General features: G+C 61.9%; 28 protein-coding genes. 10 read left to right on the forward strand and 18 right to left on the reverse strand.

Going from position 1 to position 25,951, the window contains the following annotated elements:
- The first annotated feature begins 29 nt into the window (after positions 1–29).
- The gene (locus BMY38_RS04740) at positions 30–722 is read left to right on the forward strand and encodes a rhomboid family intramembrane serine protease (protein ID WP_092760225.1); all 693 of its coding nucleotides are present in this window, start codon (positions 30–32) and stop codon (positions 720–722) included.
- On the opposite strand, the gene murJ is transcribed toward BMY38_RS04740, so the two are convergent.
- The 3 genes from murJ to BMY38_RS04755 are packed head-to-tail and all read right to left on the reverse strand — an operon-like array spanning position 713 to position 6,285.
- Positions 713–2,296 carry a murein biosynthesis integral membrane protein MurJ gene (gene murJ / locus BMY38_RS04745; protein WP_092760227.1) on the reverse strand — a complete coding sequence of 528 codons (1,584 nt, stop codon included), beginning with the start codon at positions 2,294–2,296 and terminating at the stop codon, positions 713–715. The genes BMY38_RS04740 and murJ overlap by 10 nt on opposite strands.
- Before the next feature lies 1 nt (position 2,297).
- Positions 2,298–5,120: a [protein-PII] uridylyltransferase gene (locus BMY38_RS04750; RefSeq protein ID WP_092760229.1), complete on the reverse strand. Its 2,823-nt coding sequence runs from the start codon at positions 5,118–5,120 to the stop codon at positions 2,298–2,300.
- On the reverse strand, positions 5,086–6,285 hold the full coding sequence (locus tag BMY38_RS04755) for a penicillin-binding protein activator (RefSeq protein WP_092761203.1): 1,200 nt from the start codon (positions 6,283–6,285) through the stop codon (positions 5,086–5,088). The genes BMY38_RS04750 and BMY38_RS04755 overlap by 35 nt, the downstream gene beginning before the upstream one ends.
- 108 nt (positions 6,286–6,393) lie before the next feature.
- On the opposite strand from BMY38_RS04755, the gene rsmI reads away from it, so the two are divergent.
- The 3 genes from rsmI (at position 6,394) to gshB (ending at position 8,648) form a co-directional block, all read left to right on the forward strand.
- Positions 6,394–7,248, forward strand: coding sequence for a 16S rRNA (cytidine(1402)-2'-O)-methyltransferase (gene rsmI / locus BMY38_RS04760; RefSeq protein ID WP_092760231.1), 855 nt, complete (start codon positions 6,394–6,396; stop codon positions 7,246–7,248).
- On the forward strand, positions 7,245–7,598 hold the full coding sequence (locus BMY38_RS04765) for a YraN family protein (protein WP_092760233.1): 354 nt from the start codon (positions 7,245–7,247) through the stop codon (positions 7,596–7,598). The genes rsmI and BMY38_RS04765 overlap by 4 nt, the downstream gene beginning before the upstream one ends.
- A gap of 99 nt (positions 7,599–7,697) precedes the next feature.
- Positions 7,698–8,648: a glutathione synthase gene (gene gshB, locus BMY38_RS04770; protein WP_092761205.1), complete on the forward strand. Its 951-nt coding sequence runs from the start codon at positions 7,698–7,700 to the stop codon at positions 8,646–8,648.
- 158 nt (positions 8,649–8,806) lie between these two features.
- Here the strand turns inward: gshB and BMY38_RS04775 are convergent, their stop codons facing one another.
- Genes BMY38_RS04775 through cobU form a run of 4 tightly spaced genes read right to left on the reverse strand, consistent with a single transcriptional unit; the run spans position 8,807 to position 12,182 of the window.
- Positions 8,807–10,315 carry a YifB family Mg chelatase-like AAA ATPase gene (locus BMY38_RS04775; RefSeq protein ID WP_092760235.1) on the reverse strand — a complete coding sequence of 503 codons (1,509 nt, stop codon included), beginning with the start codon at positions 10,313–10,315 and terminating at the stop codon, positions 8,807–8,809.
- 52 nt (positions 10,316–10,367) lie between these two features.
- A complete protein-coding gene (locus tag BMY38_RS04780; protein ID WP_175495770.1) occupies positions 10,368–11,057 on the reverse strand; it encodes a glutathione S-transferase in 690 nt (229 codons plus the stop codon).
- A 58-nt stretch (positions 11,058–11,115) separates the two neighbouring features.
- Positions 11,116–11,682: a histidine phosphatase family protein gene (locus BMY38_RS04785; RefSeq protein ID WP_092760237.1), complete on the reverse strand. Its 567-nt coding sequence runs from the start codon at positions 11,680–11,682 to the stop codon at positions 11,116–11,118.
- A complete protein-coding gene (cobU, locus tag BMY38_RS04790) occupies positions 11,679–12,182 on the reverse strand; it encodes a bifunctional adenosylcobinamide kinase/adenosylcobinamide-phosphate guanylyltransferase (RefSeq protein ID WP_092760239.1) in 504 nt (167 codons plus the stop codon). Before cobU ends, BMY38_RS04785 begins: the two co-directional genes overlap by 4 nt.
- A 114-nt stretch (positions 12,183–12,296) precedes the next feature.
- On the opposite strand from cobU, the gene BMY38_RS04795 reads away from it, so the two are divergent.
- From BMY38_RS04795 to BMY38_RS04820, 6 genes are all read left to right on the forward strand, one after another.
- A complete protein-coding gene (locus BMY38_RS04795; protein ID WP_092760241.1) occupies positions 12,297–13,175 on the forward strand; it encodes an RNA polymerase factor sigma-32 in 879 nt (292 codons plus the stop codon).
- Between the two features lie 337 nt (positions 13,176–13,512).
- Complete coding sequence (gene coaBC, locus BMY38_RS04800) at positions 13,513–14,706, forward strand: bifunctional phosphopantothenoylcysteine decarboxylase/phosphopantothenate--cysteine ligase CoaBC (protein WP_092760243.1); 1,194 nt, start codon at positions 13,513–13,515, stop codon at positions 14,704–14,706.
- Positions 14,703–15,155, forward strand: coding sequence for a dUTP diphosphatase (gene dut, locus BMY38_RS04805; protein ID WP_092760245.1), 453 nt, complete (start codon positions 14,703–14,705; stop codon positions 15,153–15,155). The genes coaBC and dut overlap by 4 nt, the downstream gene beginning before the upstream one ends.
- Positions 15,152–16,204 (forward strand): HesA/MoeB/ThiF family protein, encoded by a 1,053-nt coding sequence (locus tag BMY38_RS04810; RefSeq protein ID WP_092760247.1) that lies wholly within the window; start codon positions 15,152–15,154, stop codon positions 16,202–16,204. The genes dut and BMY38_RS04810 overlap by 4 nt, the downstream gene beginning before the upstream one ends.
- A 70-nt stretch (positions 16,205–16,274) precedes the next feature.
- Positions 16,275–17,060, forward strand: a complete 786-nt coding sequence (locus BMY38_RS04815; protein WP_092760249.1) for a transporter substrate-binding domain-containing protein — start codon at positions 16,275–16,277, stop codon at positions 17,058–17,060.
- A gap of 45 nt (positions 17,061–17,105) precedes the next feature.
- Complete coding sequence (locus BMY38_RS04820) at positions 17,106–17,888, forward strand: amino acid ABC transporter permease (RefSeq protein WP_245737495.1); 783 nt, start codon at positions 17,106–17,108, stop codon at positions 17,886–17,888.
- 25 nt (positions 17,889–17,913) lie between these two features.
- Here the strand turns inward: BMY38_RS04820 and BMY38_RS04825 are convergent, their stop codons facing one another.
- From BMY38_RS04825 to BMY38_RS04875, 11 genes are all read right to left on the reverse strand, one after another.
- Positions 17,914–18,975 carry a quaternary amine ABC transporter ATP-binding protein gene (locus BMY38_RS04825; protein ID WP_092760251.1) on the reverse strand — a complete coding sequence of 354 codons (1,062 nt, stop codon included), beginning with the start codon at positions 18,973–18,975 and terminating at the stop codon, positions 17,914–17,916.
- On the reverse strand, positions 18,972–20,024 hold the full coding sequence (locus BMY38_RS04830) for an ABC transporter permease (RefSeq protein WP_092760253.1): 1,053 nt from the start codon (positions 20,022–20,024) through the stop codon (positions 18,972–18,974). The genes BMY38_RS04825 and BMY38_RS04830 overlap by 4 nt, the downstream gene beginning before the upstream one ends.
- Before the next feature lie 92 nt (positions 20,025–20,116).
- Positions 20,117–21,109, reverse strand: a complete 993-nt coding sequence (locus BMY38_RS04835) for an ABC transporter substrate-binding protein (protein WP_092760255.1) — start codon at positions 21,107–21,109, stop codon at positions 20,117–20,119.
- Positions 21,110–21,276: 167 nt separating this feature from the next.
- Positions 21,277–22,086: a division plane positioning ATPase MipZ gene (locus BMY38_RS04840; protein ID WP_092760257.1), complete on the reverse strand. Its 810-nt coding sequence runs from the start codon at positions 22,084–22,086 to the stop codon at positions 21,277–21,279.
- 190 nt (positions 22,087–22,276) lie between these two features.
- The gene (rpmE, locus tag BMY38_RS04845) at positions 22,277–22,498 is read right to left on the reverse strand and encodes a 50S ribosomal protein L31 (protein ID WP_092760259.1); all 222 of its coding nucleotides are present in this window, start codon (positions 22,496–22,498) and stop codon (positions 22,277–22,279) included.
- A gap of 11 nt (positions 22,499–22,509) precedes the next feature.
- On the reverse strand, positions 22,510–22,887 hold the full coding sequence (rplS, locus tag BMY38_RS04850) for a 50S ribosomal protein L19 (RefSeq protein ID WP_092760261.1): 378 nt from the start codon (positions 22,885–22,887) through the stop codon (positions 22,510–22,512).
- A 253-nt stretch (positions 22,888–23,140) separates the two neighbouring features.
- Positions 23,141–23,932 (reverse strand): tRNA (guanosine(37)-N1)-methyltransferase TrmD, encoded by a 792-nt coding sequence (trmD, locus tag BMY38_RS04855; protein WP_092760263.1) that lies wholly within the window; start codon positions 23,930–23,932, stop codon positions 23,141–23,143.
- Positions 23,933–23,971: 39 nt separating this feature from the next.
- Positions 23,972–24,133, reverse strand: a complete 162-nt coding sequence (locus BMY38_RS04860) for a DUF1328 family protein (protein WP_092760265.1) — start codon at positions 24,131–24,133, stop codon at positions 23,972–23,974.
- 185 nt (positions 24,134–24,318) lie between these two features.
- The gene (gene rimM, locus BMY38_RS04865) at positions 24,319–24,855 is read right to left on the reverse strand and encodes a ribosome maturation factor RimM (protein WP_092760267.1); all 537 of its coding nucleotides are present in this window, start codon (positions 24,853–24,855) and stop codon (positions 24,319–24,321) included.
- 277 nt (positions 24,856–25,132) lie between these two features.
- Positions 25,133–25,579 (reverse strand): 30S ribosomal protein S16, encoded by a 447-nt coding sequence (gene rpsP / locus BMY38_RS04870; protein ID WP_175495771.1) that lies wholly within the window; start codon positions 25,577–25,579, stop codon positions 25,133–25,135.
- 25 nt (positions 25,580–25,604) lie between these two features.
- Positions 25,605–25,901 carry a chorismate mutase gene (locus BMY38_RS04875; RefSeq protein WP_092760269.1) on the reverse strand — a complete coding sequence of 99 codons (297 nt, stop codon included), beginning with the start codon at positions 25,899–25,901 and terminating at the stop codon, positions 25,605–25,607.
- Positions 25,902–25,951: the final 50 nt, after the last annotated feature.

The raw sequence follows: 25,951 nt of genomic DNA on the forward strand, positions 1-25,951 counted from the left end.
CCGGGACACACCCCGTCAACGAGGCCGCCATGCTTGACCCCCGCAACCAAAGTCCTTTTCACAGCTTGCCACCCATCGTCGTGGCACTGGCCGTCGTAATCATCGGCATCGAATTGATGTTTCAGGCCGGAACCGCAGGTTTGATCGGTGGACGAGAGGCAGTGGGCTGGCGGCTTGGTGCGCTGCGCGACTGGGCTGTGGCGGAGTCCGTCTGGGCCTGGATGATCGACCGCGGTGAATGGCCCCTGCGCCAGGTCGCACGCATCATCGCCTATCCGTTTCTTCATGGCAGTTTCACCCACGCGGCCTTCGTCGCGGTCTTCACGCTGGCGCTGGGGAATGCCGTGGCACCCGTGTATCCGAACCTGCGCATTCTGGTGCTGTTCTTCGGCGCGGCCATTGGCGGCGCATTTGTCTATCTGATTGTTTTCGATACTCAGGCGCCGCTCCTGGGCGGCTATCCTGCGGTCTATGGTCTGATCGGCGCGTTCACCTATCTGACGCAGCGAGGCCTGACGCGCGGCGATCCCAAAAACGCCTTTCTTCTGATCGGGTTTCTGCTGGCGATCCAGCCGGTCTTCGGCCTGATCACGATGCGCAACCTTGCATGGCTGCCGGACTGGTCCGCCGATCTGGGGGGTGCCGCATCCGGCTACGGTCTGGCCGCACTGATGTTTCCCGGTGCTCTCGCGCGGTTACGCGACCGAATGCGTCAACGCTGACGGCGAAGTGCGCCCCGCAGTTCCGACATCTTCACTGCGCCCAGCATCTGCGCGAACCCGAAGTAGCTGAGCATTCCCGTTCCGACCAGAAGCGCCAGTGCCAGGCCGCGCCAGCTGCCGCCGAACATCGGGTTCAGGATCTGCGCGGTGATCCACAGCACGGCACCCATCAATACGGCGGCCAGGATGATCCGCCATCCCCGGCTGCGCGCACGCGGATCCAGCTTTGCCACGTCGCCCAGGGTTCTGGCACCGCGCCACAGCAGGACAACCATTGCCCAGGCCGCAAAGGTCGTGCCCAGCGCTGCCGCCGGCCAGCCGATAACCGGTGCCAGACCCACGGCGGCCACGGCGTTCACCACAAGAGACACCATCGCATAGTTCAGCGGGCGACGCGTGTCTTCACGCGCGAAATACAGCGGTTGCAACACTTTCTGCAGCACGAAGGCGGGCAGGCCCAACGCATAGATCATCAGGGCGATGGCTGTGCGAGCGGTGTCATCGGCGTCGAAGGCGCCCCGCTCGAACAGGACGTATACGAGCAGGCTTGGCACCACGAGCAAAGCGACTGCCGACGGAATCGTCAGCAGCCAGCTGAACTCGAACGCGCGGGAATAGGCGTCCCGTTGCCCGGCGCGGTCGTCGGCGCGAACCCGGCGCGCCAGATCGGGCAGCAGGACGACGCCAATGGCAATGCCGACCACGCCCAGCGGCAATTGATACAGCCGATCCGCATAGTTCAGCCATGCCACGGCTCCGTCGAAATAGGAGGCCACCTGCCTTCCCACCAGCAGGTTGACCTGCACCACGCCCCCGGCGAGTGCCGCGGGCGCGGCGATTACCAGAAGGCGTTTCAGGTCCGGTGTCATGCGCGGACGATGGCGGGGCCACAGGCGATGCCCGGCCCGCGCGGCGGCCCCCCAGACCAGGCCCAGTTGCACCAGCCCGCCGAGGGGCACCGACCATGTGAGCGTCTGTCCGACCAAACGGGCCTGCGTCGGTGCCTCCAGCCAGTCCCAGAGGTCGGGGCGCACCCAGACCACAGTCATCGCCGCGATGAATACGACATTCAGAAGCACGGGCGCTGCGGCGGCGGCAAGGAATCTGCCGTTGGAATTGAGGACGCCCGACACCAGCGCGGCCAGCGAGATCAACAGGATATAGGGGAAAGCGATCCGCCCGTATATTACGGCCAGCGTGAACCGTTCGTCTTCGGCAAAGCCGCTCGCCATCGCCAGCACAAGGCCCGGCATGAACAGGATTCCCAGAACCGAAAACAGCGTCAGTATAATCACCATCCCCGCCACGGCATCGCGCGCGAAGGCATCGGCCTCGTCGGGTCCCCCGGACTCGAGCTTTTTGGCATAGAGCGGGACAAACGCCATATTGAACGCGCCTTCGGCAAAGAACCGTCGGAACATGTTGGGCAGGCTGAAGGCTACAAAAAACGCTTCGGCGGCCGCCCCGGTGCCAAGGAACCGTGCAATCAGAATGTCGCGGACGAAGCCCAGGATGCGGGACAGGAGGGTCCAACCGCCGACGGTTAGAAATCCCTTGATCAGACGGGGGGGCATGTCAGGCTCCGGCCCGTGCCGCCGCGCGGCTGACAGCTTCGCGCAGCTTGGCCGCCAGTGCATCCTGCTTGGGTTTCGACCACAGCTTCAGGCCGAACAGATCCTTGACGTAGAAGACGTCCACGACCTGCGCGCCATAGGTCGCGATGACGGCATGCGAGATATATATGTTCGACTGCGACATCACCTGCGTCAGGTCATACAGCAGGCCGGGGCGGTCGCGGGTATCGACCTCGATAATGGTATAGATGTCCGATCCGTCGTTATCGAAACTGATATTCGTCGGCACCTGAAACCGGCGCTCGCGCTTCTTGATTTCGTGGCCTTCCAGCGCGCGCCGGGTGGCGACTTCTCCGCGCAGGATCTTCTCGATCATGGTCTGCAGCCGGGGCAGGCGGGACGGTTCGTAGGGGTGGCCCTCGCCGTCCTGAAGCCAGAACACGCTGGTCGCGAATCCGTCTTTCGATGTGTAGGTCCGCGCATCGACGATATTCGCCCCAACAAGGCTGAGCGCACCGGCCAGACGCGAGAAGATACCGGGGTGATCCTGACAGGCCATCATGGCGCGGGTTGCGTCGCGGTCTTCATCCGCCTGCAATTCGACGCGCACATCGCCTTCCGGCAGGTCGCGCACCATATGCGCAAACCGCACGTGCGCCGCCGTCGGAATGCCTTGCCAATAGGGGCCGTAATGCCGCGCCATTTCGGCCCGCAACTTGCCCTCGGGCCAGTCGGCCATCGCATCGCGGAACAGTTGCTTGGCCCGTTTTTCACGCGTCTCCCGGTTTACGTCCTCCAGCCCGTTTTCCAGCGCGGCGGCGGTTGCGCGGTGCAGGGCTCGAAACATCTGCGCCTTCCAGTTGTTCCAGACGTTCGGTCCCACGCCTCGAATATCGCAGACCGTCACCAGGGTCAGCATGTCCAGCCGTTCGCGCGTTTTTACTGCCTTGGCGAAATCGCGGACCGTGCGCGGATCGGAAATATCGCGCTTCTGCGCCATGTCCGACATCAGAAGATGATGCCGCACCAGCCATTCTACGGTCTCGGCGTCCTTGGGTTTCAGGCCCAGGCGCGGGGCGACGACGCGGGCGATGCGCGCGCCCAGAACCGAATGATCCTCGGGACGCCCCTTGCCGATATCGTGGAGCAGCAACGCGACATAGAGGACACGCCGGTTGATGCCTTTCCGCAGGATGGCGGAGGCCAGAGGCAACTCCTCGACAAGCTCCCCCCGTTCGATCTGGGCGAGATGGGAGATGACCTGAATCGTATGCTCATCGACAGTGTAGGAATGATACATGTTGAACTGCATCATCGCGACGATGGGTGCGAATTCGGGAATGAAGGCGGACAGGACTTCCAGCTCGTTCATGCGCCGCAGCGCCCGTTCGGGGTTGCCGTGTTTCAGCAGCAGACCCATGAACAGCTTCGCCGCCTCGGGGTTTTCGCGCAGATTGCGGTCGATCAGGTGCCGGTTCGCCGCCAGAAGGCGCATCGCATGCGGATGCAGCAGCAGACCCGTCCGCAGGGCTTCCTCGAAGATGCCCAGCAGATTCAGCGGCGTCCCGAGAAACGCGTCCTCGTTGGCAACGTCCAGACGACCCTGACGCTCGGTATAAGGCGCGCGGACCCGACGGCGGCGTTTGAAAAGTCCCAGAAGAGCCGGTTCCTGCTTGGTATTGTCGGCCTCCAGCGCGACCAGAAGAATCCGGGTCAGTTCACCGACGCGTGTGGCGTGACGAAAGTAATCCTGCATGAAGTGCTCGACCGCCCGACGCCCGGCATGATCGCGATATCCCATCGCATTGGCCACATCGACCTGCATGTCGAAGGTCAGATGGTCGGCGGCACGTCCCGCAATAAGGTGCAGGTGACAGCGCACACACCAGAGGAACCGTTCGGCCGATTCGAAGGCGTCGAACTCGGCTTCGGTAAAGACACCCAGTGGCACCAGCTCGGCGGTGTCATGAACCCGGTAGCGATACTTGGCGATCCAATACAGGGCCTGAAGGTCGCGCAGACCGCCCTTTGCTTCCTTGACGTTCGGCTCCAGTATATATCGCTGTCCGCCCTGCTTGCGGTGACGCTCGGACCGTTCTGCCAGTTTCGCCTCGATGAAATCGGCGACGGTCTTGCGGAACAGATCCTCCCAGAGTCGCTTTTGCAGCGTATCGGCCAGGGTCTGTTCGCCGCAGATCAGGCGACGCTCCAGCAAGGCGGTGCGGATGGTGAAATCTTCGGCGCCCAGTCGGATGCAGTCCTTCACGGTGCGTGTGGAATGCCCCACCTTCAGCTTCAGATCCCAAAGGATATAGAGCATCGATTCCACGACGCTTTCGACCCATGGCGTGACCTTCCACGGGGTCAGAAACAACAGGTCCACATCGGAATGCGGCGCCATCTCGCCCCGGCCATAACCGCCGACTCCCAGGACGGCGAAATGCTCGCCTTCGGTCGGGTTGGGGCAAGGATGCAGGATGCGGGTGGCAACCAGCCACGCGCATTGGACCAGCCGGTCCGTCAGATGGGCATAGGACTTCGTGACCCGTCGGGCGCGCGTCGGATCGGCTTCGAACCCCAACCGGATCGCGGCGCGACCCCGGTCCTGCGCCGTCGACAGGACGTCCACCGTTGCGCGCCGGATCGCCATCGCGTCGGACGTGCCATCGATTTCCGCCAGCAGCGCGCCGACCGTCGCCACCTCGTCGAAGATTTCGACCGGCGTGGCGATAAGCGGCGCGCCGGTAGCGGCGGGCAGGTCGTTTGCGGTGAAGACCGGGGCCGGAGTCTTACGACCCGGCGCCGCCGAAGCTGTTGGGGGCAGGGCTGACCACCTGTATCTGACGGTTCACGATTTGCGCGACGGCCAGCGCCCTGTCGTTGGTGCCGTCGCCACGCAGGCGGAATACCCCGCCCGTGCCGGCAAATCCAGCCCGTGTCGTCAATGTAGCGCGTCCGACGGTCTTGCCGTTGCGGGCGATCGCGCCGATTGCAGCCATCCCGTCATAACCAAGGCTGGCCAGGGGGTGAGGCTGAGCTCCATAGGCGGCGGCATATCGGCTGCGGAACTGTGATAGCGGGCCGGGGTCCGGCAAGGTAAAATAGCCGCCCTGAAGTCCGGGAAGCTGCAACGCTTCGGACGGGATATCCCATCGGGTCAGCCCCAGAAAACGAAAGTCCTCTCCGCCGATACCGGCCTCGGTCAGAAACTGCGAAATCACCGGCAGATCGCCCGATGTATTGCCGGTCAGAAAGATTGCGTTCGAATTCGTCGAGCGGGCTTTCGCCGCGATTCCCGGCACCGCGTTCATGATGCCCTGTTGGTTCAACTCGTAAGGGACCGACCCGGTGATCTGAGCGCGGGTTTCAGAAGCAGCACGGGTGATGGCGGCATTAGCGATCTGGCCGCTGGCATCGTTGGAATGCGTTACCAGAACACGGTTGCGGCCCTGTGCGGCTGCAAAGCCCAGCACCCGGCGGGCGGTGTTTTCGAAGGTATTGCCCAGAACCCAGACGTTCCCACCTGCGACCGAAGTGTTGTTCGAGAAGCTCAGCACCGGAATGCCCGACCCGGAAGCGGCGACACCTGCCGCGGCGGCATTGTCTGCGTAGAGCGGCCCGAGAATAACCTGGGCACCCGCCGCAATGGCCTGCGTCGCGGCGGCGGAGGCCCCCCCGGTGGTGCCTTGCGTCGGGTAGACATTTATCTTCACGGCGCCTTCGCCAAGATCGCTGGCGGCAAGACGGGCCGCATTTTCAAGGCCTTTGGCAACGGCTGCATCGGTTCCGCGCGACGATCCATATGGGACCAGAAGGGCCACGACCATCGGTCCGCTGCCGCTCACGCCGCCCCCGCCCGATCCGGTTTCCAAATTCGGTCCGGCGCCTGTGACGTTACAGGCTGCAAGTCCGACAGTGACGGCCGCAAGCGCAGCGAGCTTGCGCGTCGCGCGCGCGAATGAAACGAAAGGCCCTGTTGGCCATTGCATGAACATGATCTCGATCTCCCAGCGTCGGCCTTCACGGCCACGTGATTTCCCACAACGGTTAATATGCCATGTCGGGCGAGTAAACGACTGAACCACAGGAGGCGCGAAATGGCAGAGATCGGCAGGATCGAGGGGGGGTTGCATCTGATCGCCGTTCCGATCGGCGCGGCGCGCGACATTACGCTGCGGGCACTGGATGTATTGACGGCCGCGGATGTTCTGGCTGCCGAAGATACCCGGGCTCTGCGTCGATTGATGGATATTCACGGCATCGCCCTGGGCGATCGCCCGCTCATCCCCTATCACGACCACAATGGACCGACGGCGCGCCCCCGTCTGATGGCGGCACTGCGCCAGGGCAAGTCGGTTGCCTATGCCTCCGAGGCGGGCACGCCGCTGATTGCCGATCCGGGGTTCCAACTGGGCGTCGAGGTGCGCGCGGCCGGCCTGCCCGTGCGCGCCGCGCCGGGGGCCAGCGCCGTCCTTGCCGCGCTCTGCGTCGCCGGACTGCCAACGGACCGCTTCTTCTTCAACGGCTTCCTTCCGCCCAAATCTGCGGCGCGCAAGGCTGCGCTGCGCGACCTGTCGACAGTGCCTGGCACATTGATCTTCTACGAATCGCCTAAACGGCTGCAGGCGATGCTGCGCGATGCGGCCGAGGTTCTGGGTCCACGGGATGCCGCCGTCTGTCGCGAATTGACCAAAAAATTCGAGGAGGTCCGCAAGGCACCGCTGGATGCACTTGCCGAAAGCTATGCTGCGAATGACCCCAAAGGAGAAATCGTCGTCCTGATTGATCGCGCCGCGACCCAAGCGATCGACGAAGACACGATTCGCGCAGCCCTGCGGATCGCACTTCGCGAAGGATCGTTAAAATCCGCTGCAAAGGATGTTTCCGATTCCTACGGGATTGCCCGTAACATGGCGTATCAGATGGCATTGGCCATAAAGGACGAGACATGAGTGGATCGGTTTCCTACCACGCGGGCCTTGCCGCCGAAGACAGTGTCGCGCGCCATTACAGCCGCAGCGGGCACCGCGTCGTCGAACGCCGCTGGCGTGGCAAGGGTGGCGAAATTGATGTCATCGCGCAGTTCGGCGGCGATACGATCTTCATCGAGGTCAAGAAAAGCGACAGCCACGCCGCTGCCGCGTTGCGGGTAAGCGACCGTCAGGTCCGCCGCCTGTTCGATTGCGCGGGCGAATATATGGGCGGATTGCCGGACGGCATGCTCAGTTCGGTTCGCTTCGATGTGGCACTTGTCGATGCCGCCGGGCGTATCGAAATCATCGAAAATGCTCTGGCCGCCTGATGCAGCCCAAAAGGCAGGCGCAATCTGCGCCGCGGCGCATTGTCAGGGGCGGATAGCTGCGCCATCTAAGGGCAACTTCAGATGTTCGGGGATGTCGTCATGCCAACTGCAAAATCGCTCAGGGTCGGCTTCCAGATGGATCCGATGGAAGGCGTCAACATCGACGCCGACAGCACATTTCGCATTGCCCTCGAGGCGCAGGCGCGGGGCCATTCCCTGATCTATTGGACGCCGCAGCGTCTGGCGTACATCGAAGGCCGGGTCATCGCGCGCGGTCAATCGATGGAAGTCCGGCGCGAAAAAGGCAATCACGTTACATTGGGCGAGCTGCGGGACTACGATCTTGCCGATCTGGATGTCGTCTGGCTGCGGCAGGATCCGCCCTTCGACATGGGATATATCACGACGACGCATCTTCTGGACCGCGTCCACCCGGATACTCTGGTGGTCAACGATCCGACCTGGGTGCGCGGCTGGCCTGAAAAACTGATGGTGCTGGACTTTCCGGACCTGACTCCGCCCACTGTGGTCGCCCGCGACCTGGAGACACTGAAGGCGTTCAAAGCCCGGCACGGCGATGTCGTTCTCAAGCCGCTCTACGGCAATGGCGGCGCGGGCGTGTTCCGCCTGACCGCCGAGGACCGGAATCTCGCTTCGCTGCACGAGCTTTTCAGCTCGATCAACAGTGAGCCGCTGATCATGCAGAAGTTCCTGCCTGCCGTCTCAAAGGGAGACAAGCGGGTCATCCTGATCGATGGCGAACCCGTTGGCGCGATCAACCGCGTGCCGGCGAAGGGTGAAGTCCGGTCGAACATGCATGTCGGGGGTCGCCCGGAAAAAGTCGATCTGACCGAACGCGATCTCGAGATCTGCGCGGCGATCGGGCCGCGTCTGCGCAATGCTGGCCAGATTTTCGTCGGGATAGACGTGATCGGCGATTGGCTGACCGAAATCAACGTTACGTCTCCGACTGGTCTGCAGGAATTGCAGAAATTTGATGACATCAATGCCAGCGCACTGATCTGGGAAGCGATCGAAAAACGGCGCTGATTGACCCGACCATGTCCTTTAAGGCCAAGTAAGACAGCAAGCAGGATGACGACTGACGGGGCGAAGGTGGGGCATCTGATCCCCATACAGCTTATATGACGCTCCATGTTGTCGGCACTGGTTCCAGGCAATTGATTGCTGATCGGTGAGTCCCGATCCTAGGCACCCGACACCAGTCTATAAGACAATGCTTCTGCGATATGCACGCGCCGCACGAGTTCCGATCCATCGAGATCGGCAATCGTTCGTGCGACTTTCAGCACGCGGTGGTATCCGCGCGCCGACAGGCGGAAACGATCGGTGGCTTTCAGCAGGATGTCCTGTCCTTCGGGATCGGTTGCGGCCACTTCCATCAAAAGGTCGCCCGACACGTCCGCGTTGACCGTGATTTCATCGCGACCGGCGTAACGCGCAGCCTGAACATTGCGCGCGGCAGCGACGCGCAGGGCGACCTCTTTCGATGTATCGCCCGCGGGCGGCAGGGCCAGGTCCGAAACTTCAACCGCCGGTATTTCCAGTCTCAGATCGAAGCGGTCCATCAGGGGGCCACTGATCTTGCCCATGTAATCCTCGCCGCAATTGGGCGCACGGGAGCAGGCCAGTCCGGGGTCGAACAGCATTCCGCAGCGACAGGGATTGGCGGCGGCGACCAGAAGGAATCGGCAGGGATAGCGGACGTGGGCATTGGCGCGCGCGATGGTGACTTCGCCCGTTTCGATCGGTTGACGCAGGGTTTCGAGGACGGCACGCGGAAACTCGGGAAACTCGTCCATGAATAGAACGCCGTTGTGCGCAAGGCTGATCTGACCCGGCCCGGCCCGTTTGCCGCCCCCTGCGATAGCCGCGACCGAGGCGGTATGATGCGGTTCCTGAAAGGGGCGTCTGTACAGGATGCCGCCTTCGTCCAGAGTTCCGGCCAGTGAATGGATCATCGAGGTTTCCAGCGACTCCATCGCCGAAAGCGGCGGCAAGAGGCCGGGGAGGCGCGCCGCCAGCATCGATTTCCCAGCACCCGGAGGGCCGACCATGAACAGGTGGTGCCGTCCGGCAGCAGCAATTTCCAGCGCCCGCTTGGCGCGTTCCTGTCCCCGAACGTCGCGTAGGCAGGGGCCGCCGGAGGGAGTCGGGACGTGTCCTGCCGTCGCCTCCGGCAAGGGGGACGCACCGGTCAGATGGTCCATCAGGGCCTTGATCGAAGGCGCCGCATAGACCGCCGCCGCGCCAACCCAGGCTGCCTCGGGGCCGCATACTTCGGGACAGAACAGCACGGCATCCAGCGCGGCCGCCGTCATCGCCGCGGGCAAGGCGCCCGCTACGGCGATCAATCCGCCGTCCAGAGACATCTCACCGATACTGAGGGATCGGGCGACCTTGTCCAGCGGCACCAGTTCCAGCGCTGCCAGCACGGCCAGTGCAATCGGCAGGTCGAAATGCGCGCCCTCCTTTGGCACGTCGGCTGGGGACAGGTTGATGGTGACTTTCTTGGATGGCAGCGCGATGCCAAGTTCCGACAGGGCGGTGCGGATGCGGTCCCTGGCCTCGGACACGGCCTTGTCGGGCAGACCGACGATCGAAAAGCCCGGCAAGCCCGGAGAGACGGCGCACTGGACGTCAACGGGACGCGCCTCCAGCCCCTCGAAGGCGACCGTGGTGGTGCGTGCCAGCATGTCCGTTCCTCATCTTTGAGAAAAGGTTAACGGGCGAGTGGTTTAAGAATGGTTAATGCGGTTTGGCCATCGGAAAAGGCGATGTCGGCAGGCCCATGTCATAATTTGTCAGCGTTCGATTCCGCGCCTCACCCTCGGCCCGCCAGATCTGCAAGAGGTCATGGTTCAGATGCGCATCGACATAGGTCTGCACCAGGTCGGAGACCGGCAGGCCGTAACCTGCGATCCGCATGGCGACCGGCGCGAAGAACGCGTCCGCGGCGGAATATACGCCGAACAGCCATGGACCATCTCCGGCTATACCCCGCGCGGCGGACCAGACCCTGTCCAGTCGCGAGAGGTCAGCCCGAACGCCGTCCGATGGAACAAAGTTTTCCCATTTCACACGCAGGTTCATCGGGCATGCCTCACGCAATGCGCTGAAGCCGCAATGCATTTCCGCTACCAGTGACCGCGCCAGCGCACGGGCCTTCGGGTCGTCAGGCCAGAGGCCAGCCTCGGGGTGCCGCTCCGCCAGCCCTTCGGCTATGGCTATGGTGTCGGACCATTGCGCCCCATCCTGGGCGCGCGCCACGGGCACGGTGCGCGCAGGTGCCCAGTCTTCGAGAGTCGATATGAAGCTGCTGCAATACATCTCGTTCATATGGACACGCACCGGCAGATCGAAAGCCGCAAACAGGAGCCAGCCGCGTAAGCTCCACGAAGAATAGGATCGGTCGCCGATCAAAAGGTCATAGGTCATATCGCTTGCCTAGCATCACCTTTTCAGTTCGGCATAACAGCAATCCCTGATGGCAGCATCACGGTTTGTGATTGGCGGATATGGCCACCGGACCTGCCGGGGTCAGATTGATGCGTGTCAGGCTGAGATTATCGATCTTCTGCCTCAGGGCGTCGAACGGTCTCAGATCCGCCGCGCGCGCCCAGAGAGTCAGAATGACACCCATATGCGCGACGACAATAAGGTCACTTGGGTTCGTATCGGCGACCAGCCGGTTTATGGCCGTTTCGACACGGTGTGACAGGTCGTTCCAGGACTCGCCGCCCGGCGCGCTCGGGGTGCCGGGGGTATCGAAGAAACATCGCAGTTCGGGACTGTCTATCGCGTCGAAAGGCTGGTTGTCCCACGCGCCGTAATCGAACTCCCGCAAGGCCGGATCGTGCGGCAGGCGCGGCCTCTCGCCCAGAATTGCGGTCGCCGTATCAACGGCGCGGATCAAATCGCTGCTGACAACAGGGGCCTGTGGCAAAGCTGCCGACAAGCGCGCCAATGCCGCAGTATCCGAAAGGTCGGCGGGCAGATCCGTCCAGCCGACCATTCTGCGGCTGTGGGTCGGCCCATGACGGATCAGCCAGAGCCGCGTCATTTCAAACGCTGCGGCATGCCCGCCGTTACCAGCACCACCCGATCCAGGGCTGCGGCCAACCGCTGGTTCAGCGCGCCCTGATCCCTTTGGAATTGCCGCGCCATGGCATTGTCGGGCGTGATGCCTCCACCCACATCGTTCGATACGACTATGAAATGCGCTGGCGACGACTTCATGGCCGAGATCCATGCCTCGGTCGGCTCTTCCCAGCCCATACCGTCCAGCATCAGATTTGTGAGCCACATTGTTGCACAGTCAATGAGGACGACCTCACCTCTCCGCCGGTCCGCGCAGACCCCGGGCAGATCCAGCGCTTCCTCGATCAACGACCATTCAGCCCCTCGTCGCGTAGCATGCAGTTCGACTTTGGCGCGCATCTCTCCGTCCAGAACGCGTGCCGTAGCAACATAGACCGCGCGTCCCTCCAACTGCATGATTTCGGTTTCAGCCCAGTTTGATTTGCCGGATGCCGCGTGACCCAGAGCGAGCGTGGTGTTCATGATTCCCGACACGTGATGGAACTTTCTGCCATGCAAAAGAGTATTTCACCCGGAGTTATTTTTCAGAAACCGGGTGTCCGGTTTGCGGCTATGTTATCCTCGGGGGATATTCAAATGGCACTCGATTTCAACAGCGACACGTCCCTGTCCCGGCGCGCCATGAAGGCCGAGCTTCTGGATGCCGAGACGGAACTGCGCCTGGCTTACGCGTGGCGCGACGATCGTTGTGAGGCGAGCCTGCATCGCCTGATCACCGCCTATATGCGTCTTGCCATATCGATGGCATCTAAATTCCGCCGCTATGGCGCGCCTATGAACGATCTTATCCAAGAGGCTGGATTGGGCCTGATGAAAGCGGCCGAAAAGTTCGATCCCGATCGCGGTGTTCGATTTTCGACCTATGCCGTATGGTGGATCAAGGCGTCGATACAAGACTATGTCATGCGCAACTGGTCGATGGTTCGCACCGGATCGACCAGCAGTCAGAAATCGCTTTTCTTCAATCTGCGCCGCGTTCAGGCCCGGCTGGAGCGGGAGGCTGCCGCAGAGGGTATCGTTCTGGACCGTCAGACGATGCGCGAAAGGATCGCGACCGATGTCGGTGTGCCCTTGCGCGATGTCGAGATGATGGAGGGTCGTCTCGGCGGTTCCGATTTCAGCCTGAACGCGACCCAATCTTCGGACGAGGAAGGTCGCGAATGGATTGACGCACTGGAAGACGACAGCGCCCAGGCCGATGAGACCGTGGCCCTCAGGCATGACAATGATATGCTTCGCGAATGGCTCTTGCTGGCCCTTTCGTCGCTGAACGATCGCGAACGGTTCATTGTCCGCGAACGCAAACTGCGGGAAGATCCCAGGACGCTGGAATCGCTCGGCAATGAATTGTCGTTGTCCAAGGAACGTGTCCGCCAACTGGAAGCGGCGGCTTTCGCGAAGATGCGTAAATCCCTTGAAGCGGAAAATCAGGAGGTTCTCGGCTTCCTCGGGTAAGACGCGATTTGTGTCCGACGCTTGCTACGGCGGCCGGGGCGCAGACATTGCCGCCGGTCGGTATCTGGATTTTGGGCACAGATTTCTACAATCCGGTGCCTCTCATCATGCAGACGCGTTTCAGTGCGCACCCCCAATCGTTTCGAACACCTGACCGGCAATGCCCGAACCGACCGGGCCGGAGCTGCATGTCATTTCGATGATGCGGTATAAGGCAGCAATACCCGGCGCAGCAGCATCACCCTACAGACAATGGCGTCCCAGCTACGATCCCAGCGTGGCCTTCCGCTGGCGACGGGCCTGTCCTAGACAGGGTGGAATTCAGGGAAGGCGCGATATGCTGACGGACAAGAAAATCCTGCTCATCATCGGCGGCGGCATCGCGGCCTTTCGGTCGCTCGACCTGATGCGCAGACTGCGCGAGCGGGGGGCATCCGTCACACCGGTTCTGACACCGGCAGCGGAACATTTCGTCACGCCGCTTTCGGTCTCGGCTCTCGCGGCTTCGAAAGTCTACCGCGATCTGTTCGATCTGACCGACGAGGCCGAGATGGGCCACATCGAACTCAGCCGCGCCGCCGATCTTATTGTTGTCTGCCCCGCCACGGCCAACCTGATGGCCCGGATGGCGCAGGGCCTTGCCAACGATTTGGCGACGACCCTTCTGCTGGCAACCGACACGCCGGTGATGATCGTTCCCGCGATGAATGTCCGCATGTGGCAGCATCCGGCAACGCAGCGCAATCTGGCGACCCTGACAGGAGACGGCATCGCGGTCGTCGGTCCGGTCAACGGCGCGATGGCCTGCGGTGAGTTCGGCCCCGGCCGTCTGACGGAAGTGCCGGATATCATCGGTGCGATTGATGCGCATTTCAGCGACGGGCCGCTGAAGGGCAGGCATGCCCTTGTTACATCCGGCCCGACGCATGAACCCATCGACCCGGTGCGCTACATCGCCAACCGGTCATCAGGCACCCAGGGAACGGCCATCGCCGCAGCCCTGCGCGATTTGGGGGCGCGGGTTACATTTGTCACCGGTCCCGCCGACACATCGCCGCCCGCCGGAATCGATGTCGTGCAGGTCGAAACGGCGCAGCAGATGCTGAATGCCGTCACTGCTGCCCTGCCGGCCGACGTCGCGGTCATGGCCGCCGCGGTTGCCGATTGGCGGGTTGAGAATGCCGGAGACCGCAAGATGAAAAAGGACGGCAGCGCGACTGCCCCGGCGCTGACCTTCGCCGAAAATCCCGACATTCTGGCGACGGTATCCAAGGCTGCGACCCGCCCGAAGCTGGTCGTCGGATTTGCCGCAGAAACCGACGACGTAATTGCCAATGCGACCGCCAAGCGCCTGCGCAAAGGCTGCGACTGGATCGTCGCCAACGACGTCTCTCCCGGCACCGGCATCATGGGCGGCACCGAAAATGCCGTGACCCTGATTACTGACACTGGTGCCGAAGACTGGCCCCGACTGACCAAAACCGAAACCGCGCGCCGGTTGGCGGACCGCATCGCTCGGCACCTGACATGAGCGTTCAGATCCACGTCACCCGCACGGACGGCTCGGACCCCGATCTGCCCCTGCCCAGCTATGAGACGCCGGGGGCTGCCGGTGCGGACCTGCGCGCCGATACGGGAGGACAGACGATCACGCTTTCGCCCGGTGGTCGGTCGCTGATCGGCACCGGCCTGCAGGTCGCAATCCCCAAGGGATTCGAGATGCAGATCCGTCCCCGATCCGGCCTTGCCCTCAAACACGGAGTTACGCTGGCTAACGCTCCGGGCACGGTCGACAGCGATTACAGAGGGCCGTTGGGCGTGATCCTGATCAATCTGGGCGATGCCCCGTTCGATGTGACGCACGGTATGCGGATCGCACAGGCGGTGGTCGCTCCGGTGGTGCAGGCGCGCTATGATCTTGCGCCCGAACTGGATCGCACGAACCGCGGGAGCAATGGCTTCGGGTCAACCGGGACATGACGCTGGTCCTGATCCTCGGGGCCGTGATCTGGGGGCTTGGCATGGTGATGAAGACGCCCGTCAAGGCGCGTTTTCTGATGCTTGGGCTGCTTTATGTGGCGGTCCTGTTTGCTCACTTGATCCTGCCTGACGGTCATCCCTTGCGTCAGATGCTGGGGGGCGGGTTGGGGTCCTGGCTGGTTCTGGGTGGTCTCGTCGCGCTGATCGCAGTGTATCGCGCCGGATTGACCCGCATGCGCGCCCGCGCACGGGTGCTCGAGGCAGATCGGGCCGACGACACCGCCAGTCGGACAGGCCCCTTCAGCGATGACGAACTGGAACGCTATGCGCGCCACATCGTCCTGCGCGAGGTCGGTGGTCCCGGCCAGAAGCGCCTGAAGGACGCAAAGGTTCTGGTGGTCGGGGCCGGGGGCCTTGGCGCGCCGGTTCTTCTGTATCTTGGGGCGGCGGGCGTCGGGACGATTGGGGTGATCGACGATGACACCGTCTCCACCTCGAACCTGCAACGGCAGATCATCCATGCCGATGCCGATTTCGGCAGTCCCAAGGTCCACAGTGCAGCCAAGCGCATCCGGGCGATCAATCCGCATGTCTCGGTGCGCGCCTACAATCAGCGCCTGACGCCCGAAATCGCGCCCGAAATTTTCGCTGACTACGACCTGGTCGTTGATGGCACGGACACGTTTGCCACCCGCCAGATGGTGAATGACGCTGCTGTAGCTGCCAGCAAGCCTTTGATAGCAGGGGCGATCACCCAGTGGGAAGGACAGGTTACAATCTATGATCCCGCCGCCGGTGCGCCCTGCCTGACTTGTCTTTTTCCCAAGGCCCCTGCCGCCGGACTCGCGCCGTCCTGTGCCGAAGCGGGGGTAATCGGCGCGCTTCCCGGCATCATCGGATCGATCATGGCGCTGGAAACGATCAAGGAAATCACCGGTGCCGGCACTACGCTGCGTGGAATTCTGCTGCTTTGGGACGGGCTGGACGCGGACGCTCGGCGTATTTCGGTCGCCAAACGACCGGATTGCCCCACCTGCGGCAGTATCTGAGCTCTTGGTTCCGCGGCGCCCGTACTGCATCATCGCAGCGCACCTTGTCCTAATCCCAGGAGGATTCCCCATGAAAACCCTCGCTGTTCTTGCCGCCCTGGCCGTTGCCTCCCCTGCGCTGGCTGACGGGCATCTGCCCGATCTGGGCGGACGCACCGTCGCGATCGCGACCGAAGATGCCTATCCTCCGTTGCAGTTCAAGGACCCCGCGTCCGGGGATGCCATCGGCTGGGAATACGATGCGATGGCGGAAATCGCAGAACGCCTCAATTTTACGCCCGACTACGAAAAAATCAGTTGGGACGCGATGATCCCCGCCGTATCCGAAGGTCAGATGGACATGGGTATGACGGGCATCACGATCCGCGACGATCGCAAGGAGACCGTCGATTTTTCCGATCCCTACATGCGATCCGAGATGGTGATGATGGTCCGCGGCGACGAGGACCGGTTCGCCGATGCCGCCGGATTCGCCGCCGATGAAGATCTTTTGATGGCCGCACAGCCGGGCACGACTCCGTTCTACGTCGGTGTCTATGACGTGCTCGACGGCGACGAGGCGAATACCCGCATCAAACTGTTCGAGACTTTCGGCGCAACGGTTCAGGCCCTGCGTGCGGGCGATGTTGATCTGGTGCTGACGGATGGCACTGCCGGGAACGGTTATGTCGCTGCGTCGGACGGCGGGTTGAAGATCGTCGGCGAGACTCTGGGGACCGAGGATTTCGGCTTCATCTTCCCCAAGGGTTCGGATCTCGTCGAACCGATGAACGCAGCCATTGCGGACATGAAGGCGGATGGAACCATCGAGGCGCTGAACAGGAAATGGTTCCTCGATTTCAAGCTGGGCGAATGACGGGTTTGTCTCGAAACCCACCGCAAACTCCGTTGTAGCAGGCTTTTGCGCGCGCGCCCTGACCCTGACCGCGATTTTCCGTGGTGGCTTCTGGCCGTGGTTGTCCTGCTCGGGGCAGCCTATGTCATGGTATTGACGGACGATGCGACGCGGCAGGTTCTGCTGACCTTGCGCAAAGGCATCTGGATCACGATCCTCGTAACCGTTACCGGGTTTTCCGCAGCATCGCTGGTTGGTCTGGGGCTTGCCCTGATGTTGCTATCCGGGTCGTTGGTCGCGCGGCAGGCCGCGCGCTTTTATGTTGAGATCATTCGCGGAATCCCGATCCTGGTGATGTTGCTCTATGTCGCGTTCGTGCTGGCACCCGGATTGGTCGCATTGTGGAACTGGATGGGCCTGCCAGATGCGCGAACGCGGGATTTTCCGCTACTCTGGCGCGCGGTTCTGGCGCTTGTGATTGCCTATTCCGCATTCATTGCCGAGGTTTTTCGCGCCGGGCTGCAATCGGTCGACAAAGGTCAGATCGAGGCCGCCAGAGCATTGGGCCTGAAAAGGTTTCGCGTCTTTCGCCATATCGTGCTGCCGCAGGCGATCCGTACGATCCTGCCGCCTCTGGGCAACGACTTCGTGGCAATGGTCAAGGATTCGTCGCTGGTGTCGGTGGTCGGCGTTCTTGACATCGCGCAGCTGGGAAAGCTGACGGCCGCAGGAAACTTTCGATATTTCGAGACCTACAATGTCGTTGCGCTGATCTATCTGACGATGACGATCCTGTTGTCGCTCGGATTGCGCAAACTGGAGCGGAAGCTAGGCAAAGTCCATAAATAGAGGTCGGTCCTTGTGACACTGACTATCAGGCGACGCGGCGGGCCGGGTCTGCGGCTTCTACGGGAACCAACGCGCGGACCAGGTCCCGCATATGCAGCAGGCCCACCTGCTGGCCATCCTGCATGACGCGATAGTGCAGATTTGTATCGCCGCCTGAAACGGCGATAACCGATTCCAGATTTTGCGCCACATCGACTTCGCCCGACAGTCCATCGCCAGGCCGGTCGGTTTTCTCCATGACCGATCCTACGCGCAGGACGCGGGCGCGGTTGATATCGGAAATGAAGTCGATGATGTAGTCGTCGTTCGGATGCAGCAGGATGTCCTGCGGCTCACCCTGCTGGATGACGGCACCGTCCTTCAGGATGACCAGGTGGTCCGCCAGCTTGAGCGCCTCGTCCAGATCGTGAGTGATGAAGACGATGGTCTTGTGCAACTCGCGCTGCAACTCCAGAAGCAGATCCTGCATGTCGGTCCGGATCAGCGGGTCAAGCGCGCTGAAAGCTTCGTCCATCAGCATGATTTCCGAATCCGACGACAGGGCGCGTGCGATGCCGACGCGCTGCTGCATGCCACCCGAAAGCTGACCGGGATAATGTTCTTCATAACCGGCCAGACCGACCCGTTCGAGCCACTTCTGACCCTCGCGGTCGGCGATCTGGGCCGACTCGCCCCGAACGCGCCGGGACATGCCCGCATTGTTCAGGACAGTGTGATGCGGGAACAAAGCAAACTTCTGGAACACCATCGACATTGTATTCTGCCGCAGTTCAGCCAGACGCGCCTCGCCATAGGCTAGCACATCCTCGCCGTTCACGATGACCTCGCCTGCCGTAGGGTCGATCAGGCGGTTAACATGGCGGATGAGAGTGGATTTACCTGACCCGGACAACCCCATGATGACCGTAATCTGACCGGCCCGGATATCGATATTAATATCCTGCAGACCCAGCACGTGGCCGTACTCCTCCAACAGATCGGGTTTGCCTATGCCGTTCCGGACATGTTCCATCATTGCCTGCGGATCAGTCCCGAAGATCTTGTAGAGATTTCGGATCGAAATCTTGATGTCTGTATCGTCGGTCATTGGCGCACACTCGAGTCGATGCGGCCAAGCGCGGCCTTGGTGGAGCGGTCCAGAATAACCGCGAGAAGAACGATGGAGAAACCCGCGACGAGGCCGACGCCCAGTTCAAGGTTCCGGATACCGGCCAGGACTTTCACACCCAGACCCGGTGCCGATACCAGCGAGGCGATCACGACCATGGCCAGCGACATCATGATGGTCTGGTTGATGCCGGCCATGATGTTAGGCAGCGCCAGTGGCACCTGAACGCCCCAGAGTTTCTGCCGATTTGACATGCCGAAGGCGTCTGCCGCCTCGATCACATCCTTGTCGACAAGTCGTATGCCCAGATCGGTCAGGCGGATCACCGGCACGATGGCATAAAGGATAATCGCGATGCCGTAGAGCTTGGATTCGGTGACCGAGAACAGGAAGATCAGCGGGATCAGATAGACGAAGGTCGGCAGGGTCTGAAGCATGTCCAGAACCGGAATCGTCATGCGCTGCATGGTGTCTGACCGTGACATGGCGATGCCGATGGGCACGCCCAGAAGCACCGATATGATCGTGCACACGAATATGATCGACAGTGTGCTGATCGCGTCGTCGTAGAAATCGATGAAGGCCATGAACAGGAATGACAAAGCCACCAGGACGGTGACGCCGATTTTTCTTGTCGAGAACCATGCGATGACCACCAGCAGCGGGATCATGATGAACCAGGGCGTTGCCTGAAAACCGTCCAGCGACAAGTCCAGCATCCAGCTGAGTGGCTGCGTCAAGGGATCCAGAATCACCTTGAGCGGGTCCTTGATGGCTAGGAAACCTTCCTCGACCGCCTGGGTCATATCGCGGGAACGGGGGATCGAACTGCAGGACTTGTTGAGCGTGTCGAGCGAGGGAAACGGCGTTTCCATCAAAGGTACCGACGGGGCGGGTGCGCCTTCGACCTGTGTACCATTGGCGCGTGCTATCAACTCGGCCATGGTCAGCGGGCCTTCGTTCGGGCCGCCTGAACTGCACCAGCCTTCAAGGCCGGTGACCCTGAACAATCCATCGTATACAGCCATGAGGTTCCCCGTCGTCTTGTTGTTTCGGCTATGGTCTGTCGCCGTTCGCCGGAAATGGATCGAGCCCCGAAGGGCTCGATCCGGATGTCATCTTACTGGATAAAGCCTGCAAGCTTCTCGCGGGCTGCATCGCTGACCCAGTCGCTCCAGACGTCGGAGTAGTTCGTCAGGAAATAGACCGTGGTTTCCTCGCCGGAGGCGTTGTTGCTCTCCTGCCAGGCCAGAACCTCGTTCATCTGATCGTTGGTGAAGGTCAGGTCGGTCAGCATTTCCGCAATGGCGGGATACTTCCCTTCGAAGTCGGTCGTGACGACCGTCTTTACCGGCCCAACCGGATAGGAGGACATGCCTACGTCGAGGCAGTCCGGGTCGGCATTACACATATGGTTCTTCTCGTTGTATGGTCCGAGATCGACCTGCGTCATGTCATACTTGCCAAGGATGCTCGTCGGACCCCAGTAGTAACCGAGCCAAGGCTCCTTGTTCTCGTAGGCAGAGGCGATGGAGGTTGCCATCGTCTCGCCGGAACCGTGCTGGAACACCTCGAAGCCGTTACCTTCCAGATCAAGAGCGCGGATGATGCCCGCGTTGGTGTTCTTGCAGCCCCAGCCTTCCGGGCACTGATTGAAACGACCGCCGACCAGTTCGGGGTTGGCCAGCAGGCCTTCAATGGTGGTCAGTTCCGGATATTCTTCGGCCAGATAGGTGGGGATCCACCAGCCCTCCACACCGCCGGGCAACAACACGTCGGTCAACGTGGTGATCGTACCGGCTTCGGACAGCTTGCCGTAGGCGGGCGTGCCGTTGATCCAGAGTTCGGTCACGATGTCGGGCTTGCCGGTCTCGGCGACCGAGGCCAGCGCCGGCGTGGTCGAGGACGGGATGACCTTGACGTCGCAGCCGTAGCCCTGTTCCATCAGGAACGTGGCGACGCCGGTGACGACAGCAGCCGAGGCCCAGTTCATCTCGGTGATGACGATCTCGCCTTCGCAGGCTTCCTGAGCGGCAGCGGCACCGCCGAAAGCGCCGCCGAAAGCGCCGACGGACGCAGCGGCAAAGGCCGTCGTGATAAGAAACTTCTTCATATATCCACATCTCCCAGTGGTAAGATTATTCCATCGACTACCCAGTCGACGGGGCTGACCCAGAGTATGGGTCGCGCAATGCAAACCCGGATTTACGCTGAACGGGTCTGGCAGAGAAGGTTGCAAGCGCAGCGGTGGAGGTCAACCAGCTTTTACGACGCACCTGGTCAGATTGCGACATCCACGTCCGGCAGGTTCAGTGCCCGGATCAGATCGCGAACCTCTTGACGGGCAGCAATATTCGACAAATTCAGGTTGGCGATTCCGATGTCCTTGAGGTCCAGAAGCGTCATTCCGCGAGGGAACAGTTCGCGGAAGATCACCCGTTCGGTAAAACCGGGGGCAACGCGGAAGCCGATGCGTTTCGACAGGTCTTCCAGTGCCTGACCCATCTTGCGCTTGTTGTGCATTTCCTGCGCGCCAAGACGGTTCCGCAGGACGATCCAGTCAATCGGCTTCAAGCCCGCCTTGGCCCGCAGCTGCCGCGCATGCCAGACCATTTCGGAATAGACCGATGGCCCGATGATCTTGCCGGTATCGGCGTCGACGCGGGCCAGCAGGTCAAAGTCCACGAAGCTGTCGTTCAGGGGTGTGACCAGCGTATCGGCCAGGCTGTGCGCGACCTGGCTCAGCCGGGTGTGGCTGCCGGGGCAGTCGATGACGATGAAATCACAGGTCTCCTCCAGTTCAGCGACGGCGAGGCCGAGGGATTTATCGAACGGGTTCTCGCCTTCGGCCAGATCGGTGCGATCGACCTTGGGCAAACCCATGACAACAGGTGTCGGCAGCGTCGTGTCATGGCGCGCGCCGTATTCGATCCGGTTTTCCAGATAGCGGGTGAACGTCCGCTGCCGCAGGTCCAGATCCAGCGCACCGACCCGCAGGCCGGACCGGACCAGCGCGGTCGCGGTGTGCATGCAGGTGGTCGATTTTCCCGATCCACCCTTTTCGTTGCCGAAGACGATGATGTGCGCCATTGGCCGCTGCCCCACTCTGTGTCCCGACCTTCCTTAAGGGCAGAAACCGTGGATGCCCAGAATCAGCGAATCGGTGGGCCAATGAAAATCCACAGGGATGGCAAAAACAGCGCGAATTTGCGCATCGCGTCGCCGGAAACGTGAAACGCCGCCCCGAAGGACGGCGTTTCCGATTGTCGCTGCAGAAGGCTTAGAAGCCGAGACCAGCGTATTTGTTCTTGAACTTGGACACGCGACCACCGGTATCCAGCAGGCGCGAGTTGCCGCCGGTCCAGGCCGGGTGCACGCTGGGGTCGATATCCAGCGACATCTGGTCGCCTTCCTTGCCCCAGGTCGATTTCATCTGGACGACCGAACCGTCGACCATCTTCACGTCGATGACGTGGTAATCGGGATGCAGATCCTTTTTCATCACGTCTCTCCTTAGCTGGCTTTGGGGGCGCGGTAGTTCGTCTGCTCGACGATACGGGCCGATTTGCCGCGACGGGTGCGCAGGTAATACAGCTTGGACCGACGCACGCGACCACGGCGAACCACGGTGATGCTGTCGATATTGGTCGAATGCAGCGGGAAGACCCGCTCGACGCCTTCGCCAAAGCTGATCTTGCGAACCGTGAACGACCCGGCGATGCCCTTGCCATTCTTGCGGCTGATGCAGACGCCTTCGTAATTCTGCACACGCGTACGCGTGCCTTCGGTCACCTTGAAGCCGACGCGAACGGTGTCGCCGGCCTTGAAGTCGGGAAGCTCGTGTCCGAGCGCGGCGACTTGTTCCGCTTCGATCTGTGCGATCAGGTCCATCGGACCCTCCTATGGTTACGACGCGGTTTGCCCGCGGATGATGTCCTGCGTCTTTGCGACGCGGCTGTTTTTTGTTCTCCGGCCGCTTGGCGGTCCGGCGCACGCAGAGCGTCCCGGCAGACCGGGGCGATACGTCCGCGCGTCCTACATCGGAGCCGGAGGTGGTGCAAGAGGTCTCGGGGCCTGCCGCAGACGGCGAGCGGGGGGGCTTCCCTCGCGTTCGCTGGAACAGTTTCTGAGCAGAAAGCGTGGGTCAGTCCTTCTCCAGATACTTCGCCCAGAGATCGGGACGGCGGTCCTGCGTCAGACGCTCGGATTGTTCGCGCCGCCAGTCTGCCACATTGCCGTGGTGGCCTGAGGTCAGGACTTCGGGTATTTTACGGCCCATCCATTCATTCGGCTTGGTATATTGCGGATGTTCAAGAAGGCCGTGGGAGAAGCTCTCCTCCTCGGTCGATGCTGAATTTCCCAGCACGCCAGGCAGCAGACGCACGGTCGCATCCAGCAGGGCCTGCGCCGCAATCTCGCCGCCGGTCAGGACGAAATCACCGATACTGACTTCGATCATGTCGAAATGTTCGATGACCCGTTCATCGACACCTTCGAAGCGCCCACACAGCAGCGTCACACCCGGACCAGCCGCCAGATCGCGCGCCATGGCCTGTGTAAACGGACGACCGCGCGGGCTGAGGTAGATCATTGGGCCGCCCTTGCCATCGGAGCCCCTGGTCTCGGCCAGTGCGGCGCCCACGACGTCAGGCCGCAACACAAGCCCTGCACCACCCCCAGCAGGCGCGTCATCGACGTTGCGATGTCTGGTCAGGCCGAAGCGGCGCAGATCGACGGTGCGCAGCGACCAGAGACCGCTTTTCAATGCGGTGCCGGTCAGGCTCTGGCCCAGCACACCGGGAAAGGCTTCGGGGAACAATGTCACGACACTGGCACGCCAACTGTTCGGGCGAACCGGAGTTTCGGCCATCAGGTCACGCGGCTCACGAGAGGCGCGAATCGATTTCTGGCCGTGGGATCGGGTTGGAAAGGTCATGCCCCGTCCCTTAGCGAAGGGATGGGGCATGAGGAAGCATCAGACGATCGCGAAAATACCGAGCGCGGCCAGCAGGAAGATAATCAGCGCAACGACGATCAGGATTTTCGCTCCGGTCAGAGCGGCCCCCGAAACGCGGCCCATGCCGAGCAATGCCGCGATTGCGGCGATGGCGAGAAGTGCGAGAATCCAACCGAGCATAACGGTCTCCTGACGTTAATAAATGTCATTGCTAACGTGCAGCGGGGCTTGGTGGTTCCCAAGCCATGCGCATCAAAGACATCGGAAGTGGGTGCGCGCCCCAAACAACTCGCGGTTTATCGGCACTGGCCAGGGGCGCGACCCGTCCACCGGGCAGGAGAGCATCGTGCGGGGACCGGCCACCGTCAATCGGTGGTGTCGCTGTCTGCATCTTCGTCATCGCCGGGCATAAGACCCTTCGGCGGATCAAGAACAATTCGGCCCGACGCCAGATCGACGGTCGGCGCGACGGCCCGTGTAAAGGGAAGCAGCACCGTCGCGCCGCCTTTGGGGCGTAATTCCAGAAGGTCGCCCGCGCCGTGGTCGTGGACCGCGTGAATCTTTCCCATCTCGACTCCGCCGGTATCGAAGGCGGTCAGTCCGATCAGGTCGGAGTAGTAATATTCGTCGTCGGGTAATTCGGGCAGGGCGTCGCGATGAGCCCATAAACGCTGCCCCTTGAGAGCATCGGCGGCTTCTTTCTGGGATATCCCGGACAGGCGAACGGCATAGCCGCCCTTGATCGGTCGGATCACGGTCAGTTTGGATGTCGTCCCGTTGTCGAGAGTCAGGGGGCCATAGTCGCCGATGGCGCTGGGATCGGAGCAAAAGCTTTTGACACGGCATTCGCCGCGCACACCGTAGCTGCCCATGACGGCCCCGAGGCAGACGTGATCTTTCATGGATAGTGTATCCTTAGAGCCTGGGCGACAGTCCCGCGAAGCCGGTTGTCAATGCATCAACGGTCAAGAGTGCGGCCCGGATGCGCCGGATGACGCCGCGACCCGCAGGAAATGAAGCGGGACGATGCCAGCGGTCGCTTCGGGCATCAGGATCGAGATACTGAAATGCCAATGTGCCATGCGATTGGACCGGACTTTCGGGGTGAGCGCCGGGCGAGTCAATTCCGTTCGCCCGAGGATGGGGCGCAGGCACGTGGCCCACGCCCCGTTTGCCCGGTTACTCGGACTTTTCTTCAGCGGCGGCTTCGGGAGCCTCATCAGCCGGGGCTTCCTCCGTAACTTCTTCTGCGGGCGCGTTTTTTGCCTCTTCAGCGGCGGCCTCGGCAGCGGTGGCTTTCGCGGCCTTTTCCTCGGCGCGGGCGACGGCCTGCTTGCCGGGCTCGCCCTTCTTGAGGTTCGCACGCTCTTTCTTCGGCAGCACGTCGGCGGCCTCGAGGAAGCGGGACACGCGGTCGGTGGGCTGGGCGCCTTCGCCGAGCCAGTACTGCACCCGCTCCATGTTCATCTTAATGCGGTCTTCCGAGTCCTTGGAGAGCAGCGGATTATAAGTGCCCAGCTTCTCGATGAAGCGGCCGTCACGGGCCATGCGGCTGTCGGCTGCGACGATGGAGTAATGCGGGCGCTTCTTGGAGCCGCCGCGGGCGAGCCGGATCTTCATTGCCATGATATTGTTCCTTGTTTTCCGTAATTTACGATTGATGTTTCTGATGGTGGTGGATGACTTCCTCGATAATGAAAGCAAGGAATTTCTTGGCGAAGTCGGGGTCCAACCCCGCCTCTGACGCCAGCTTTTCAAGCCGGGCGATCTGTGTGGCCTCCCGTTCCGGATCGGACGGCGGAAGGGCGTGTTCGGCCTTGAGGACACCGACCGCCTGCGTGTGGGCGAAGCGCTCGGCGAGAGTGTAGACCAGCACCGCATCCAGACGGTCGATGCTGGCGCGGTGATCCGCCAGAATGGCAGCGGCGCGGGTTGTAGCATCGGTCATATTGGCCTTCCGATCTGTTGTGTGGGACGTGCATACGGCAGTGCATACGC

Origin of the sequence: Jannaschia helgolandensis, assembly GCF_900109285.1 — a bacterium.
Taxonomy (GTDB): Bacteria; Pseudomonadota; Alphaproteobacteria; order Rhodobacterales; family Rhodobacteraceae; genus Jannaschia; species Jannaschia helgolandensis.